The sequence below is a fragment of the Streptomyces sp. BBFR102 genome (assembly GCF_051397025.1).
Taxonomy (GTDB): domain Bacteria; phylum Actinomycetota; class Actinomycetes; order Streptomycetales; family Streptomycetaceae; genus Streptomyces.
Window position 1 is genome coordinate 4472795 of sequence record NZ_CP195757.1, and the last position, 15203, is coordinate 4487997.

14 protein-coding genes and 1 pseudogene are annotated in these 15203 nt (G+C 73.5%); 12 read left to right on the forward strand and 3 right to left on the reverse strand.

Annotated features, from left to right (window positions below; genetic code table 11):
• Position 1: 1 nt before the first annotated feature.
• The 7 genes and pseudogenes from ACSLIC_RS19945 to ACSLIC_RS19975 all read left to right on the forward strand — a co-directional run bounded on the left by ACSLIC_RS19945 (position 2) and on the right by ACSLIC_RS19975 (position 7282).
• On the forward strand, positions 2-955 hold the full coding sequence (locus ACSLIC_RS19945) for an ABC transporter permease (RefSeq protein ID WP_436739079.1): 954 nt from the start codon (positions 2-4) through the stop codon (positions 953-955).
• 2 nt (positions 956-957) lie between these two features.
• Positions 958-1941 (forward strand): annotated as a pseudogene (locus ACSLIC_RS19950) (ABC transporter ATP-binding protein); the annotation flags it as partial.
• A gap of 245 nt (positions 1942-2186) precedes the next feature.
• Entirely contained in the window at positions 2187-3260 is a 1074-nt protein-coding gene (locus tag ACSLIC_RS19955) for an ABC transporter ATP-binding protein (protein ID WP_436739080.1), read from the forward strand.
• Positions 3261-3378: 118 nt separating this feature from the next.
• Entirely contained in the window at positions 3379-4050 is a 672-nt protein-coding gene (locus ACSLIC_RS19960) for a trimeric intracellular cation channel family protein (RefSeq protein ID WP_436739081.1), read from the forward strand.
• Positions 4051-4174: 124 nt separating this feature from the next.
• Complete coding sequence (locus ACSLIC_RS19965; RefSeq protein WP_436739082.1) at positions 4175-4936, forward strand: D-Ala-D-Ala carboxypeptidase family metallohydrolase; 762 nt, start codon at positions 4175-4177, stop codon at positions 4934-4936.
• A gap of 138 nt (positions 4937-5074) precedes the next feature.
• Entirely contained in the window at positions 5075-5926 is an 852-nt protein-coding gene (locus tag ACSLIC_RS19970; protein ID WP_436739083.1) for a thioesterase family protein, read from the forward strand.
• Between the two features lie 186 nt (positions 5927-6112).
• On the forward strand, positions 6113-7282 hold the full coding sequence (locus tag ACSLIC_RS19975) for a cysteine desulfurase family protein (protein ID WP_436739084.1): 1170 nt from the start codon (positions 6113-6115) through the stop codon (positions 7280-7282).
• A 22-nt stretch (positions 7283-7304) separates the two neighbouring features.
• On the opposite strand, the gene ACSLIC_RS19980 is transcribed toward ACSLIC_RS19975, so the two are convergent.
• Entirely contained in the window at positions 7305-8033 is a 729-nt protein-coding gene (locus tag ACSLIC_RS19980) for an N-acetylmuramoyl-L-alanine amidase (protein WP_436739085.1), read from the reverse strand.
• Between the two features lie 61 nt (positions 8034-8094).
• Here ACSLIC_RS19980 and mnmA point away from each other — a divergent pair, with 61 nt between their 5' ends.
• On the forward strand, positions 8095-9240 hold the full coding sequence (mnmA, locus tag ACSLIC_RS19985) for a tRNA 2-thiouridine(34) synthase MnmA (RefSeq protein ID WP_436739086.1): 1146 nt from the start codon (positions 8095-8097) through the stop codon (positions 9238-9240).
• Positions 9241-9280: 40 nt separating this feature from the next.
• On the opposite strand, the gene ACSLIC_RS19990 is transcribed toward mnmA, so the two are convergent.
• The gene (locus ACSLIC_RS19990; RefSeq protein ID WP_436739087.1) at positions 9281-10057 is read right to left on the reverse strand and encodes an alpha/beta fold hydrolase; all 777 of its coding nucleotides are present in this window, start codon (positions 10055-10057) and stop codon (positions 9281-9283) included.
• 55 nt (positions 10058-10112) lie between these two features.
• Positions 10113-10475, reverse strand: coding sequence for a DUF427 domain-containing protein (locus ACSLIC_RS19995; protein ID WP_436739088.1), 363 nt, complete (start codon positions 10473-10475; stop codon positions 10113-10115).
• Between the two features lie 93 nt (positions 10476-10568).
• On the opposite strand from ACSLIC_RS19995, the gene ACSLIC_RS20000 reads away from it, so the two are divergent.
• The 4 genes from ACSLIC_RS20000 (at position 10569) to ligA (ending at position 15158) form a co-directional block, all read left to right on the forward strand.
• Positions 10569-11117 (forward strand): TIGR00730 family Rossman fold protein, encoded by a 549-nt coding sequence (locus ACSLIC_RS20000; protein WP_436739089.1) that lies wholly within the window; start codon positions 10569-10571, stop codon positions 11115-11117.
• Between the two features lie 45 nt (positions 11118-11162).
• Positions 11163-11852, forward strand: a complete 690-nt coding sequence (locus tag ACSLIC_RS20005; RefSeq protein WP_436739090.1) for an SDR family oxidoreductase — start codon at positions 11163-11165, stop codon at positions 11850-11852.
• An 85-nt stretch (positions 11853-11937) separates the two neighbouring features.
• Complete coding sequence (locus ACSLIC_RS20010; protein WP_436739091.1) at positions 11938-12951, forward strand: methionine synthase; 1014 nt, start codon at positions 11938-11940, stop codon at positions 12949-12951.
• A gap of 20 nt (positions 12952-12971) precedes the next feature.
• A complete protein-coding gene (gene ligA / locus ACSLIC_RS20015; protein ID WP_436739092.1) occupies positions 12972-15158 on the forward strand; it encodes an NAD-dependent DNA ligase LigA in 2187 nt (728 codons plus the stop codon).
• The last annotated feature ends 45 nt before the right edge of the window (positions 15159-15203 follow it).

The following is a 15203-nucleotide window of genomic DNA, read 5'->3' on the forward strand; positions in this document are numbered from 1 at the left end:
CATGAGCACCAAGACGGACAAGATCGACCGCCTCGCGGAACTCACGGCCCAGCAGGAGAGCTCCAGCGGCGCCAGTCTCTGGAAGGAAGCCCTCAAGCGGCTGCGGGCCAGCAAGATGGCGCTGGTCGGAGCCGGGATCATCGCGGTCTTCCTGGTTCTCGCCATCGTCGGCCCCTGGGTCGCGCCCTACGCCCCCGGGCAGCAGTGGCGCGGTGAAGTCTTCGTCAACCGGGCCGAGTTCGTCGGCGCCCGCGCCGAGAACTGGTTCGGCCTGGACCACCTGGGCCGCGACATCTTCTCGCGGATGCTCGTCGGCGCCCGGCAGACCCTGCTCCTCGGTGTCATCTCCACCCTGATCGGCCTCAGCGTCGGCGCCGTCATCGGCAGCTTCTCCGGCGCCTGCGCCACCCTCGGCGGCCGGGCCGGCCAGCGCGTCGACTCGTTCATCATGCGCTGCATCGACATCATGCTGGCGCTGCCCTCGCTGCTGCTCGCCGTCTCGGTGGCCGCGGTCCTGGGCCAGTCGATCACCACCGTGATGATCGCCATCGGTGTCGTCCAGATCCCGGTCTTCGCCCGCCTGCTGCGCGGCGCGATGCTGGTCCAGGGCGGCTCGGACTACGTGCTCGCCGCCCACTCGCTGGGCATCCGCAAGCGCCGGATCGTCCTCACCCAGATCATGCCGAACTCGCTGAGCCCGGTGATCGTCCAGGCGACCCTCTCCCTGGCCACCGCCATCATCGAGGCGGCCGCCCTGTCCTTCCTGGGTCTCGGCAACCCGGACAGCGCCAAGAACCCCGAATGGGGCGTCATGCTCACCCAGGCGCAGAACTACGCCGACTCCGCGCCGATGATGGCGGTCTACCCGGCCCTGGCCATCATCATCACGGCACTCGGCTTCACCCTGCTCGGCGAGGCGATGCGCGAAGCCCTCGACCCGAAGCTGCGAGGTTGACCATGCCCCTGCTCTCCGTGGACGAACTGTCCATCACCTTCACCGGCCGCGGCCGGCGTGACGTGCGGGCCGTGGACGGCGTCTCCTTCGACGTCGACCAGGGCCAGGTCGTGGGCCTGGTCGGCGAGTCCGGCTGCGGCAAGTCGGTGACCTCGCTCGCCCTGATGGGGCTGCTGCCCAAGAAGGGCGTCAAGCTCGGCGGCCGCGCCGAGTACGACGGCAAGGACCTGCTGACGCTCTCCCCGAACGCCATGCGCGACATGCGGGGCAAGCACCTGGCGATGATCTTCCAGGACCCGCTCTCCTCGCTGAACCCGGTCATCCCGGTCGGCCGCCAGGTCACCGAGATCCTGGAGCGGCACCGCGGCATGAAGGGCGCCGCCGCCCGCAAGGAGGCCGCCAACCTGCTGGACCGCGTCGGCATCCCCGACCCGACCCGGCGCCTCAAGGAGTACCCGCACCAGCTCTCCGGCGGTATGCGCCAGCGCGCGCTGATCGCCATGGCGGTGGCCTGCGCGCCCCGCATGCTGATCGCGGACGAGCCGACCACCGCACTGGACGTCACCATCCAGGCGCAGATCCTCGAACTCCTCAAGGAACTCGTCGACCAGCAGGGCACCGCGCTGCTGATGATCACCCACGACCTCGGCGTGGTCGCCGGCCTCTGCGACCAGGTCAACGTCCTGTACGCGGGCAAGGCCGTCGAGTCGGCCGGGCGGCGCGAGCTGTTCGCGCAGCCCACCCACCCGTACGCGCACGGCCTGCTGGGCTCCATCCCGCGCCTGGACGCCCCCCGGGGCGAGCCGCTGCGCCCGATCCGGGGCTCCATCAACGACCGGATCGACTGGGCCGAAGGCTGTGCCTTCGCGCCCCGCTGCGACCACTACACCCTGGAGTGCCTGAGCGGCACGCCGCAGCTGACCGAGCCGGTCGGCGCGGGCCACGGCGTGCGGTGCGTCAATCCGGTACTCACCGGCGTCGAGGTCAAGACCCTCGGCGTCCCGGCCGAGCAGGCCGTCGACACGACGGTGGCGACGGCTCCCGACGAGCCGGCCGAGGCCGCCGAGCCGAAGGTTCCGGCGCAGGCCGAGCCGGAGGCTGCCGAGAGTGACGCCGCGCCGGAGGCGAAGCCCGACGCCGAGGGCGATGCCGCGCCGGAGGCGAAGCCCGAGTCCGGGAAGAAGGCCGCACCGGAGGCGAAGCCCGAGGCAGAGAAGAAGAAGGACGCGTCATGAGCCTGCTCGAACTGGACGATGTGAAGGTCCACTTCCCGGTCAAGAAGGGGCTGCTCTTCGACCGGACCGTCGGCCACGTCTACGCGGTCGACGGCGTCTCCCTCTCGGTCGAGGAAGGCCAGACCTACGGCCTGGTCGGCGAGTCCGGCTGCGGCAAGACCACGCTGGGCCGTTCCGTGCTGCGGCTGGTCGACATCACCGACGGCTCGGTCAACTTCGACGGGACCGACCTCGCGAAGCTGCCCGCCGAGGAGATGCGCACCTACCGCCGCCGCCTCCAGATGGTCTTCCAGGACCCGCTGGGCAGTCTCAACCCGCGGCAGAACATCGAGTCGATCCTCTCCGAGGGCATGGCCGCGCACGGCATCGGCGGCACCCGTGAGGAGCGGCGCGAGAAGATCCGGGACATCCTCGCCAAGGTGGGGCTGCCGGCCAACGCCCTCTCGCGCTACCCGCACGAGTTCTCCGGCGGCCAGCGCCAGCGCATCGGCATCGCCCGCGCGCTGGTCCTGGAGCCCGACGTCATCATCTGCGACGAGCCCGTCTCGGCGCTGGACGTCTCCATCCAGGCCCAGGTCATCAACCTGCTGGAGGAGCTCCAGGAGTCGCTGGGCCTCACCTACCTGGTGATCGCCCACGACCTCGCGGTGGTCCGGCACATCTCGGACGTCATCGGCGTGATGTACCTCGGCTCCCTGGTCGAGGAGGCGCCCAGCGACGCCCTCTACGCCGAGCCGAAGCACCCGTACACCAAGGCCCTGATGTCGGCCGTGCCGGTGCCCGACCCGGAGGTGGAGGACCGCCGCGAGCGCATCCTGCTCACCGGCGACCTGCCCTCGCCCGCCAACCCCCCGGCGGGCTGCCGGTTCCACACCCGCTGCCCGTGGGCGCAGGACACCCTCTGCGCCACCGAGCGTCCGGTGCTCAAGGACGTGGGCGGCGGCCACAAGGTGGCCTGCCACTTCGCGGCCGAGATCGCCGCGGGCACCGTGGAGCGCACCGCCGCCTCGGTGGTGCCCGCCACCCGCGAGGAGATGGCCGACCGGGTCGTGGAGACCCCGGCCGAGTAGTCCCCGCGCGACCGCGCCCCGTGGCGCCCGTCCCCGCTCCCGCGAGCGGGGACGGGCGCCGCACTGCCTTCCACGGGCGGGTCCGCGGGGCCGGGCCGGGACCCAGTACAAATACAGGGTGTTCCAGCAATTCTTCACCCCGACCGTCCAGCACGCCCTCGACCTGGTGGGGATCTTCGTCTTCGCGATCTCGGGCGCGCTGCTCGCCGTCCGGAAGAACTTCGACATCTTCGGCATCGCCATGCTGGCCGAGGTGACGGCGCTGGGCGGCGGGCTCTTCCGGGACGTGGTCATCGGCGCGCTGCCCCCGGCGGCCTTCACCGACCTCGGGTACTTCATCACCCCGCTCGGCGCCGCCCTGCTGGTCTTCTTCCTCCACCCGCAGGTCGAGCGCATCCAGAGCGCGGTCAACGTCTTCGACGCGGCCGGACTCGGCCTGTTCTGCGTCATCGGCACCACCAAGGCGTACACCTACGGACTCGGGCTGACCGCCTCCGCCACGCTCGGGCTCGCCACGGCGGTCGGCGGGGGAGTCCTGCGCGACGTCCTCGCCAACGAGGTGCCCTCGCTGCTGCGCTGGGACCGCGACCTGTACGCGGTGCCGGCCATGGTCGGCGCGGCCATGGTGGTGCTCTGCATCCGCTTCGACTCGCTCAACCCGTTCACCGCCGGGGCCGCGGCGCTGACCGCGTTCGTGCTGCGGCTGCTGGCGATGCGCTACCACTGGCGGGCGCCGCGGGCCTGGAACCGGCGTTCCGCCGGGGTGGAGGTGGACGAGGGGGCGATCTGACGATCCCGGGGCGGGTCCCCACCGGGCGGCCGGGGCCCAGTTTTGACGGGTTCTTGACAATCGGGCGGGGCGCCGACAGTCTCGGGGGCCCGCCCGGCATCACGGTCAAGAAGAGGTGGCCCCCATGCGCCCACGCCCCGTCAGACTCCTGCTCTCGGCCCTCGTGGGGGCCGGCCTCGCCTTCGCCCCCGTCTCCGCCGTCGCCGCCCCCACCGCCACGGCCACCGCGACCGCCGGCGCCCTGGACGGCTGCTACACCTGGAGCGGCACCCTCGGTGAGGGCTCCTCCGGCGAGGCGGTCCGCCAGCTCCAGATCCGCGTCGCCGGCTACCCGGGGACCGGCGGCCAGCTCGCCGTAGACGGGCAGTTCGGCCCCGCCACCGAGGCGGCCGTGCAGCGCTTCCAGTCGGCCTACGGCCTCGCCGCCGACGGCGTCGCCGGGCCCGCCACCTTCGAGAAGATCTACCAGTTGCAGGACGACGACTGCACGCCGGTCAACTTCGCCTACGCCGAGCTGAACCGCTGCAACGCGGACTGGTCCGGCGGCAAGGTCCCCGCCGCGACCGCCCGCGCCAACGCGCTGGTCACCATGTGGAAGCTCCAGGCCATGCGGCACGCCATGGGTGACAAGCCGATCACCGTCAACGGCGGCTTCCGCAGCGCCACCTGCAACAGCAAGGTCGGCGGGGCCGCCAACAGCCGGCACATGTACGGCCACGCGGCCGACCTGGGCGCCGGCTCGCAGGGCTTCTGCGCGCTGGCCGAGGCCGCCCGCGACCACGGCTTCACCGAGATCCTCGGCCCGGGCTACCCCGGCCACGACGACCACACCCATGTCGCGGGTGGCGACGGCCGTTTCTGGTCGGCGCCCAGCTGCGGCATCTGACCCGGCCCGGCATCCGGTGCCCGTCGCGACCCTCGGCCGCGGCGGGCACCGGGCGCGTCCGGGGTGCCGGCGCACGTCACACAGATGTCACGCCAGAAAGCTACCGATCAGTAGCATCGGTTGTGTAGCGTGGTCGCCATGGCTCAGGCAGCACAGGCAACCATCGGTGACAGCGAGTTCGACCGCGACACGGCCGTCACCCTCCGCGCCCCCGGCGTCTACGACGCCGACCTCTCCGCGGGCTGGACGATCATCTCCGCCGTCAACGGCGGTTACCTGCTGGCGACCCTCGGCCGCGCCCTGGCCGACGCCCTGCCGCACCCGGACCCGTTCACGGTCTCCGCGTACTACCTCACGGCCTCCCAGGCGGGCCCGGCCACCATCCGCACCGAGACCATCCGCACCGGCCGGACCCTCTCCACCGGCCAGGCGTCCCTCTACCAGACGGACGCCGACGGCAACGAGGTCGAGCGCATCCGCGTCCTCGCCTCCTACGGCGACCTCGACGCCCTCCCCGACGACGTGCGGACCACCGCCACCCCGCCCGCCTTCCCGCCGGTCGAGCACTGCTTCGGCCCCCAGGACGCCCCCGACCAGCGGCCCATCGAGGGCAGCTCCGCCATCACCGACCGGCTCTGGCTGAAGATCGACCCCGCCACCCTCGGCTGGGCGCTCGGCGCACCCACCGGCAAGGGCGAGATGCGCTCGTGGTTCGGCCTCGCCGACGGCCGCGACGCCGACCCGCTCTCCCTCCTGCTCGCGGTGGACGCCCTGCCGCCCACCGCCTTCGAGCTGGGCCTCAAGGGCTGGGTCCCCACCGTCGAACTGACCGTCCACATCCGCTGCCGCCCGGCCCCCGGCCCGCTGCGCGTCGCCATCACCACCCGCAACCTCGCCGGCGGCTTCCTGGAGGAGGACGCCGAGGTCTGGGACAGCGCCGACCGCCTCGTCGCCCAGTCCCGCCAGCTGGCACGGGCACGGCTGAGCTGAGCCCCGGGAACGGCGCCTTCCCGCCGAAGGCGGCCGGACCCCGACGAGAGGTCCGCACGGCCGCTTTCGGGGCCTGCCGTACCCCGTGTCCGGCGCCGGACACCGCCCGTGCCGGCCCCGGATGTGGCCGGACCCCGACGCCTGGCTGCGGAGAGTGCGGCGCGGGCTCGTAGAATCGGGGCCACCATGGCCTATCTCGACCACGCCGCGACGACCCCGATGCTCCCCGAAGCCGTCGAGGCGATGTCCGCCCAGCTCACCCGCACCGGTAACGCCTCCTCGCTGCACGCGGCCGGACGCCGGGCCCGGCGCAGTGCCGAGGAGGCCCGGGAGACCCTCGCCGAGGCGCTGGGCGCCCGGCCCAGCGAGGTGGTGTTCACCGCGGGCGGCACCGAGGCCGACAACCTCGCCGTCAAGGGGCTCTACTGGGCCCGCCGCGCCGCCGACCCCCGCCGCACCCGCGTCCTGGCCAGCCCGGTGGAGCACCACGCGGTCCTCGACGCGGTGCACTGGCTCGGCGAGCACGAGGGCGCCACCGTCGAGTACCTGCCGGTCGACCCCCTCGGCCGGGTCCACCCCGACGCGCTGCGCGAAGCCCTCGCCCGGAACCCGCACGACGTGGCCCTGGCCACCGTCATGTGGGCCAACAACGAGATCGGCACCGTCCAGCCCGTCGCCCCCCTGGCCGCCGTCGCCGCCGAGTACGAGATCCCGCTGCACGCCGACGCCGTCCAGGCGTTCGGCCAGCTGCCGCTGGACTTCGGGGCGTCGGGCCTGGCCGCCGCCACCGTCAGCGGCCACAAGATCGGCGGGCCCTACGGCATCGGCGCGCTGCTCCTGGGCCGCCAGTACACCCCCGTGCCCGTGCTGCACGGCGGCGGGCAGGAACGGCACGTCCGCTCCGGCACCCTCGACGTGCCCGCCATCGCCTCCTTCGCCGTCGCCGGGCGGCTCGCCGCCGAACGCCGCGCCCGCTTCGCCGAGGAGGTCGGCGCGCTCCGCGACGACCTGGTGACGGCCGTACGCGACGCCGTCCCCGAGGCGATCCTCGGCGGCGACCCCGACCCCGCCGGACGGCTCCCCGCCAACGCCCACTTCACCTTCCCCGGCTGCGAGGGCGACTCCCTGCTGCTGCTCCTGGACGCCCAGGGCATCGAATGCTCCACCGGCTCCGCCTGCACCGCCGGGGTCGCCCAGCCCAGCCACGTCCTGCTCGCCACCGGCACCCCGCCCGACCTCGCCCGGGGCACGCTGCGCTTCTCGCTCGGCCACACCTCGACCCGCGCCGACGTCGAGGCCGTCGCGCAGGCGATCGGCCCGGCCGTGGAGCGGGCCCGCAACGCCGGACTGAGCTGACCGGGCACGCGCGCCGGGTGGCTCACGCCCGCCCGGACCGCTCGTCCCGCTTCCGCTCCAGCTGCTTCTTGGCCGCCCGGACCAGCCGCAGATAGCGGTCCCAGTCCCAGTGCGGGCCCGGGTCGGTGTGGTCGGTGCCGGGCACCTCGGCGTGGCCGATGATGTGCGCGCGGTCGACGGGTATCGAGTGGCGCAGGCAGATGTCGGCGGTCAGCCGCGCCGAGCTCTCGTACATCGCCCCGGTGAAGTCCTGCGGCCGGTCCACGAACCCCTCGTGCTCGATGCCGACCGCGCGCTCGTTGTACTCCCGGTTCCCCGCCTGGAACGCCACGTCCAGCTCGCGGACGAGCTGGGCCACGCGGCCGTCCTCGCCGACTACGTAGTGCGTGGCCGCGCGGTGCGCCGGGTCCTGGAAGACCTTGAGCGCCACCGCGTAGCTGCCCTGCACCACGTGGATGATCACGCGGTCGACGGTGAAGTCGTCGGGGCGGTCCGCCCGGCGCCAGTTCGCGTCCGAGGCCGCGACCCACTCTGCCTTCCCGTAGTCCACCGCCCCCTCCACCCGGGGCCTGGACACCCCCGGCACCCGCCACCACAGGCGGCCCAGCTGCTCCCGGGCCAGCACGCCGCCGGTGGCCGCCGCCACCCCCGCGCCGATCAGCACCGACCGCCGCCGGACCCTGCGGCGCCGTGCGCCCTGCCCGCCGTCCGCGCCCGTGTCGGCGCCCGCGCCGTGATTCCCGTTGCCCACGCCTGCCCCAACGCCTACGCGAGGGACATTCGTTCCCGAGCCCCCGTACCCTGGACGGGCTATGACTGAGACCTCCCCGCGCACCGAGAACCCGTCGCGCCCCTTGAGGGTGCTCGCCGCGATGTCCGGCGGTGTGGATTCCGCCGTCGCCGCCGCCCGCGCCGCCGAAGCAGGCCACGACGTGACCGGCGTCCACCTGGCGCTCTCCGCCAACCCGCAGTCCTTCCGGACCGGCGCGCGCGGCTGCTGCACCATCGAGGACTCCCGCGACGCCCGCCGCGCCGCCGACGTGATCGGCATCCCCTTCTACGTCTGGGACCTGGCCGAACGCTTCCGCGAGGACGTGGTGGAGGACTTCGTCGCCGAGTACGAGGCCGGACGCACCCCCAACCCCTGCCTGCGGTGCAACGAGAAGATCAAGTTCGCCGCCCTCCTCGACAAGGCGCTCGCCCTCGGCTTCGACGCCGTCTGCACCGGCCACTACGCCACCGTCGTCACCCGCGAGGACGGCTCCCGCGAGCTGCACCGCGCCAGCGACATGGCCAAGGACCAGAGCTACGTCCTCGGCGTCCTCGACGAGCGGCAGCTCGCGCACGCCCTCTTCCCGCTCGGCGACACCCTCACGACCAAGGACGAGATCCGCGCCGAGGCCGAGCGGCGGGGCCTGGCCGTCGCCAAGAAGCCCGACAGCCACGACATCTGCTTCATCGCCGACGGCGACACCCGCGGCTTCCTCGCCGGCCGCCTCGGCACCGCCGAGGGCGACATCGTCGACGAGACCGGGCAGAAGGTCGGCACCCACGAGGGCGCCTACGGCTACACCATCGGCCAGCGCAAGGGCCTGCGCATCGGCACCCCGGCCCCCGACGGCAAGCCCCGCTACGTCCTCGACATCTCCCCGGTCGACAACACCGTCACCGTCGGCCCCGCCGCCGCCCTCGACGTCACCGGGCTCACCGCCGTCCGGCCCCGCTGGTGCGGCACCCCGCCCGAGGGCAGCGGCCGGTACACCGCGCAGCTGCGCGCCCACGGTGAGGAGACCCCCGTCACCGCCGGGCTCCGCGACGGCGAGCTGACCGTCACCTTCGACGCGCCGGTCCGCGGCGTCGCCCCCGGCCAGGCCGTCGTCCTCTACGACGGCACCCGTGTCGTCGGCTCCGCCACCATCGCCGCCACCCGGCGCGCCGGAGCCGCCCCGGCGGTCTGACGGCCGCCTGAGCGCGTGCGGAGAGCCCCGCCGTGCGCGCTCAGGGCAGCAGGAACTCCCGCAGCACCGCCGCCACCGCCCCGGGCGCCACGTCGTGGCCCTGCCCGTCCACCTCCCGGTACGCGGCGCCCGGCAGCGCCCCGGCCACCGCCCGGGCCGCCTCGGTCATCGCCGGCGGGCTCGCCGCCCCGGCCATCACCAGCACCGGCACCCGCACCAGGGCGATCCGGTCCAGCGGCGGCGCCCCGTCGCCCAGCACCTCGTCGTCGTAGGCGAGCGTCGGCGCGAGGGCCTGAAGCCCCGGCCAGGCGGGCGACCGGCGGGCCCCGGCGATCATCTCCGCCGTCAGCCCGATACGGGTCATGAACAGCTCCACCGCCCCGCCCCGGTCGTCCGCCGCCAGCAGCGCCACCAGCCGCGAGCGGTACGCCGCCCGCCGCGACGGGTCCGTCCCGCCGACGGTGAACGGCGGCTCGTACAGCGCCACCCGGCTCACCTCCAGCCCCGCCGACGCCGCGCGCAGCACCAGCGCCGCCCCCGAGGAGACCCCGTACAGCGCCGCCGGCCCGCCCGCCGCGCGGATCACCTCGGCCAGGTCCTCCACCTCGCGGTGGACCGCGTACGGCCGGGTGTCACCGCTGCGGCCACGCCCCCGCCGGTCGTACGTCACCACGGTGAAGGCGTCGGCGAGCAGCCCGGCCAGTGGCGCCGCGTGCTCCCCGGTCGTCATCGCGCCACCGACCAGCACCAGCGCCGGGCCCTCGCCCCGCACCTCGCAGGCGATCGGTGTGCCGTCCCGGGAAACCACGGTGTCCATACCGGCAGCCTCGCCCGACCAGCCGCCCCTCACCACCCGGGCCGCGCCCCGAAGCTCACCCGGCGCCCTCCTCCACCACCTCCGCCCCGTAGAAGCAGAAGTGGTCCCTGATCTCCGCGACGGCCTCGACCGGCTCCGGGTACGCCCAGACCAGATCGGGCTCGCCGGGCAGCGACCAGTACGAGGCGGTGCCCTTGAACGGGCAGACCGTGCGCGTCTCCGAGGGCGCCAGCAGGTCGGTGCGGACGTCCCCGGGCGGCAGGTAGTAGCGGACGGGCAGCCCCGTCTCGCGCAGCAGCAGCGGGCGGCGGCTCTCCGCCACCACCTGGCCGCCCCGCACCAACCGCACGTGCACCGGGGCCCGCTCGACGGTGATGCGGTGACCGCGCGCCGTGTCGTCTCCGTGTCCCTGAGTCATGGACGCGACGGTACCCCCGGCCACCGACACCGCCGCCCGGTACGCGACTCCCGCCCGGCCGGACGGGACGGGGACCGGCGATAGGTTGCGGCCATGAACATATGCGTCTTCCTGTCCGCCGCCGACCTGCCCGAGCGCTACACCCGGCCCGCCCGCGAGTTCGCCGGACTCCTCGGCAAGGGCGGCCACACCCTGGTGTGGGGCGGTTCCGACAAGGGGCTCATGAAGGTCGTGGCGGACGGCGTGGAGCAGTCCGGCGGCAAGCTCCTAGGCGTCTCCGTGGAATTCCTCGCCGACTCGGCCCGTCCGGTCCCCGCCGGGTCCGGCGAGATGATCGTCACCGCCGACCTCGCCGAGCGGAAGGCCCAGCTCCTCGCCCGCGCCGACGCCTTCGTGATCATGGTGGGCGGTGCCGGCACCCTCGACGAGGCCACCGAGATCCTCGAACTCAAGAAGCACGGCATGCACACCAAGCCCGTCGTCCTGCTCAACACGGCCGGCTTCTACGACGGCCTGCGCGAGCAGTTCCAGCGGATGGAGGACGAGGGGTTCCTGCCGGTACCCCTGACCGAACTGGTCCTCTTCGCCGAGGAGCCGGCCGGCGCCCTCGCGCACCTGGAGGAGGGTGCAGGCGTCCGGTAGGGGCGCGGTGCGACGCGGGCGGCGCCCGGTGGGATCATGCGGGCCATGGCTACTCATGTGATCACCGGCGCCGGCTCCGGCATCGGCGCCGCCGTCGCCCGCCGCCTCCACGAGCGCGGCGACCACCTCGTCCTCGTCGCCCGCGACGCCGGCCGCGCCCGCGAACTGGCCGCCGCCCACCCCGGCGCCGACACCCTCGTCGCCGACCTCGCCGACCCCGACCGGATCTCCTGGGCCCTCTCCCACCAGACCCTGCCCGACCGCATCGACTCCCTGCTGCACATCGCGGGCGTCGTCGACCTCGGCACCGTCGGCGAACTCACCCCCAAGACCTGGCGTCACCAGATCGACGTCAACCTCCTCGCCCCCGCCGAACTCACCCGCCACTTCCTGCCGCAACTGCGCCTGACCCACGGGCACGTCGTCTTCGTCAACTCCGGCGCCGGCCTGAGCGCCAACAGCGGCTGGGCCGCCTACGCCGCCGCCAAGCACGGCCTCAAGGCCCTCGCCGACGCCCTGCGCCAGGAGGAGCAGCCCCACGGCGTCCGCGTCACCTCCGTCTACCCGGGCCGCACCGCCAGCGCCATGCAGCAGAAGATCCACCAGCAGGAGGGCAAGGAGTACGACCCCGGCCGGTGGATCAGCCCCGAATCGGTGGCCACCACCCTGCTCACCGCGCTCGACCTGCCCGCCGACGCCGTGATCAACGACGTCAGCGTCCGCCCGCGCGGCTGACCCGCCCCGCCGGGGCGGCCCGGCCGCCGTCCCGGCGCCCGCCCTGCCGCGGCCGGGCGCCCCCCGGGGCCCGTAGCCTGTCGGCGTGAGCGACACCGACGACTTCCGCACCCCGCGCGCCACCGGCATCGGCTCGATGCCCGGCGGCGACGCCCGCGAGGCGGCCAAGACCGTGACCGGCACCTTCGCCGGCGGCGAGGGCATGCCGCACCTCCCCGAACTCCCCGCGCGCGGACCCGGCGCCGACCTGACCGGCCGCACCGCCGGACTCCTGGTCGACGTCCACGCCCAACTGGAGCCCAGCGGCTGGCGGATCGCCGACCGCCCCGGCCGCGACATGCGCCGCGCCGTCTCCTGGCTCCGCGAGGACCTCGACGCCCTCGAAGAGTTCACCCAGGGGTACGAAGGCCCGCTCAAGGTCCAGGCCACCGGCCCCTGGACGCTCGCCGCCACCCTCCAGACCCGCGGCGGCGAAGCCTGCCTCGGCGACCCGGGTGCCTGCCGCGACCTCGCCGCCTCCCTCGCCGAAGGGCTCCGCGGCCACCTGGCCGAGCTGCGCCGCCGCGTCCCCGGCGCCCGCCTCGTCCTCCAGCTCGACGAGCCCTCCCTGACCGCCGTCCTCACCGGCACCGTCCGCACCGCCAGCGGCTACCGCACCTACCGCGCCGTCGACCGGCAGCTCGTGGAATCCGCGCTGCGCGAGGTCGCAGCCGTCCACGACGGCCCGGTGATCGCGCACAGCTGTGCCCCGTCCGTCCCCTTCGCCCTGCTGCGCCGCGCCGGATTCGCGGGCGCCTCGTTCGATTTCTCCCTGCTCACCGAGGGTGACGACGAGGTGCTCGGTGAGGGCGTCGAGGCGGGCTTCCGGCTGCTCGCCGGTGTCGTGCCCGGCACCGACACCGCATTGTCGGACCCGGCCGGTAGCGTCATGGGGGTCAGGACGTGGTGGCGCAGGCTGGGGCTGAATCCCGGGTTGCTCCCCGAAGCGGTGGCGATCACCCCGTCGTGCGGTCTGGCCGGCGCCTCGCCCGGCTACGCCCGCGCGGCGCTCGCCCACTGCGTCCGGGCGGCTAACTCACTCGCGGACAACCCGGAGTGACGAAACGGGAGGACAGGACAGTGGCCGGCGAACAGCAGAACGCAGACGTTCCCGCGGACGCGCGGGAGCGCCACCAGCACCTCGCCGAACAGGTCGAGGAGCACCGCTTCCGCTACTACGTCAAGGACCAGCCCGTCGTCAGCGACGCCGAGTTCGACCGGCAGCTGCGCGCCCTCACCGAGCTGGAGGAGCAGTACCCGCCGCTGCGCACCCCCGACTCACCCACCCAGAAGGTCGCCGGCGCCTACGAGACGGAGTTCACCTCCGTCGAGCACCGCGAGCGCATGCTCTCCCTCGACAACGCCTTCGACGACGAGGAACTCGCCGCCTGGGCCGACCGCGTCGCCAAGGAGGTCGGCGCCCCCGGCTACCACTTCCTGTGCGAGCTGAAGGTCGACGGCCTCGCCGTCAACCTCACCTACGAGCACGGCCGCCTCACCCGCGCCGCCACCCGCGGCGACGGCCGCGTCGGCGAGGACATCACCCCCAACGTCCGCACCATCTCCGACATCCCCGAGCACCTGCACGGCGACGGCCTCCCCGCCCTGGTCGAGATCCGCGGCGAGGTCTTCTTCCCGATGGAGGAGTTCGAGAAGCTCAACGCCCGCCTGGTCGAAGCGGGCGAGAAGCCCTTCGCCAACCCGCGCAACGCCGCCGCCGGCTCCCTGCGCCAGAAGGACCCCCGGGTCACCGCCACCCGCCCGCTGCACATGGTCGTCCACGGCATCGGCGCCCGCGAGGGTCTCACCATCGACTGCCTCTCCCACGCCTACGACCTGCTGCGCGACTGGGGCCTGCCCACCGCCCGCCACAACAGGGTGGTCGAAGGACTCGACGGCGTCCGCGAGTTCATCCGCTACTACGGCGAGCACCGGCACTCCGTCGAGCACGAGATCGACGGCGTCGTGGTCAAGCTCGACGAGGTCCCCCTCCAGGGCCGCCTCGGCTCCACCTCCCGCGCCCCCCGCTGGGCCATCGCCTGGAAGTACCCGCCCGAGGAGGTCAACAGCCGCCTCATCGACATCCGCGTCGGCGTCGGCCGCACCGGCCGCGTCACCCCGTACGCCCAGGTCGAGCCGGTCACCGTGGCCGGCTCCGAGGTCGAGTTCGCCACCCTGCACAACCAGGACGTGGTCCGCGCCAAGGGCGTCCTCATCGGCGACACCGTCGTCCTGCGCAAGGCCGGCGACGTCATCCCGGAGATCCTCGGCCCCGTCGCTGACCTGCGCGACGGTACCGAGCGCCCCTTCACCATGCCGGCCGAGTGCCCCGAGTGCGGTACCGGGCTCAAGCCGATGAAGGAGGGCGACATCGACCTCCGCTGCCCCAACGCCCGTTCCTGCCCTGCCCAGTTGCGCGAACGGATCTACTACCTCGCGGGCCGCAAGTGCCTCGACATCGAGAACTTCGGCTACGTCGCAGCCACCGCCCTCACCCAGCCTTTGGAACCCTCCGAACCCCCGCTGCGCGACGAGGGCGACCTCTTCGACCTCACCGTCGACCAGCTCCTGCCCATCCGCTCCTACGTCCTCGACCCGGACAGCGGCCTGCCCAAGCGCGATGCGAAGACCGGCGAGGAGAAGATCGTCACCTTCTTCGCCAACAAGCAGGGCGAGGCGAAGAAGAACACCCTCGCCATGCTCGACCACATCGAACAGGCCAAGCAGAGCCCCCTCGCCCGCGTCCTCACCGGCCTCTCCATCCGCCACGTCGGCCCGGTCGCCGCCCAGGCACTGGCCCGCGAGTTCCGCTCCATCGAGCGGATCGAGGCCGCCACCGAGGAGGAGCTGGCGCAGACCGAGGGCGTCGGCCCGACCATCGCCGCCTCCCTCAAGAGCTGGTTCGCCGAGGAGTGGCACCGCGAGATCGTCCGCAAGTGGCGCGAGGCGGGCGTGCGGATGGAGGAGGAGTCCACCGGCGAGGACGAAGGCCCCCGTCCGCTGGCGGGCCTCACCGTCGTCGTCACCGGCACCCTCGAACACCACACCCGGGACAACGCCAAGGAAGCCCTTCAGGACCGGGGCGCCAAAGTGACAGGTTCTGTCTCGAAGAAGACTTCGTTCGTGGTCGTCGGCGACAATCCAGGCTCCAAGTACGACAAGGCCATGCAGGCCAAGGTGCCGGTCCTGGACGAGGCGGGCTTCGCCGTCCTCCTCGAACAAGGCCCCGACGCCGCACGTGAAGTGGCACTTCCGCTTCCCGAGTGACCCCCGCGAGCCACCCGTTCGGCGCATACCAGACGCATCCGGGTG

Bases quoted from the DNA above. Each gene is read 5' to 3' on its own strand.
- ACSLIC_RS20000 (WP_436739089.1), top strand. From the start codon at position 10,569: ATGAACATATGCGTCTTCCTGTCCGCCGCCGACCTGCCCGAGCGCTAC.
- mnmA (WP_436739086.1), top strand. From the start codon at position 8,095: ATGACTGAGACCTCCCCGCGCACCGAGAACCCGTCGCGCCCCTTGAGG.
- ACSLIC_RS19945 (WP_436739079.1), top strand. From the start codon at position 2: ATGAGCACCAAGACGGACAAGATCGACCGCCTCGCGGAACTCACGGCC.
- ACSLIC_RS20005 (WP_436739090.1), top strand. From the start codon at position 11,163: ATGGCTACTCATGTGATCACCGGCGCCGGCTCCGGCATCGGCGCCGCC.
- ACSLIC_RS19965 (WP_436739082.1), top strand. From the start codon at position 4,175: ATGCGCCCACGCCCCGTCAGACTCCTGCTCTCGGCCCTCGTGGGGGCC.
- ACSLIC_RS19975 (WP_436739084.1), top strand. From the start codon at position 6,113: ATGGCCTATCTCGACCACGCCGCGACGACCCCGATGCTCCCCGAAGCC.
- ACSLIC_RS19990 (WP_436739087.1), bottom strand. From the start codon at position 10,057: ATGGACACCGTGGTTTCCCGGGACGGCACACCGATCGCCTGCGAGGTG.
- ACSLIC_RS19995 (WP_436739088.1), bottom strand. From the start codon at position 10,475: ATGACTCAGGGACACGGAGACGACACGGCGCGCGGTCACCGCATCACC.
- ACSLIC_RS19955 (WP_436739080.1), top strand. From the start codon at position 2,187: ATGAGCCTGCTCGAACTGGACGATGTGAAGGTCCACTTCCCGGTCAAG.
- ACSLIC_RS19970 (WP_436739083.1), top strand. From the start codon at position 5,075: ATGGCTCAGGCAGCACAGGCAACCATCGGTGACAGCGAGTTCGACCGC.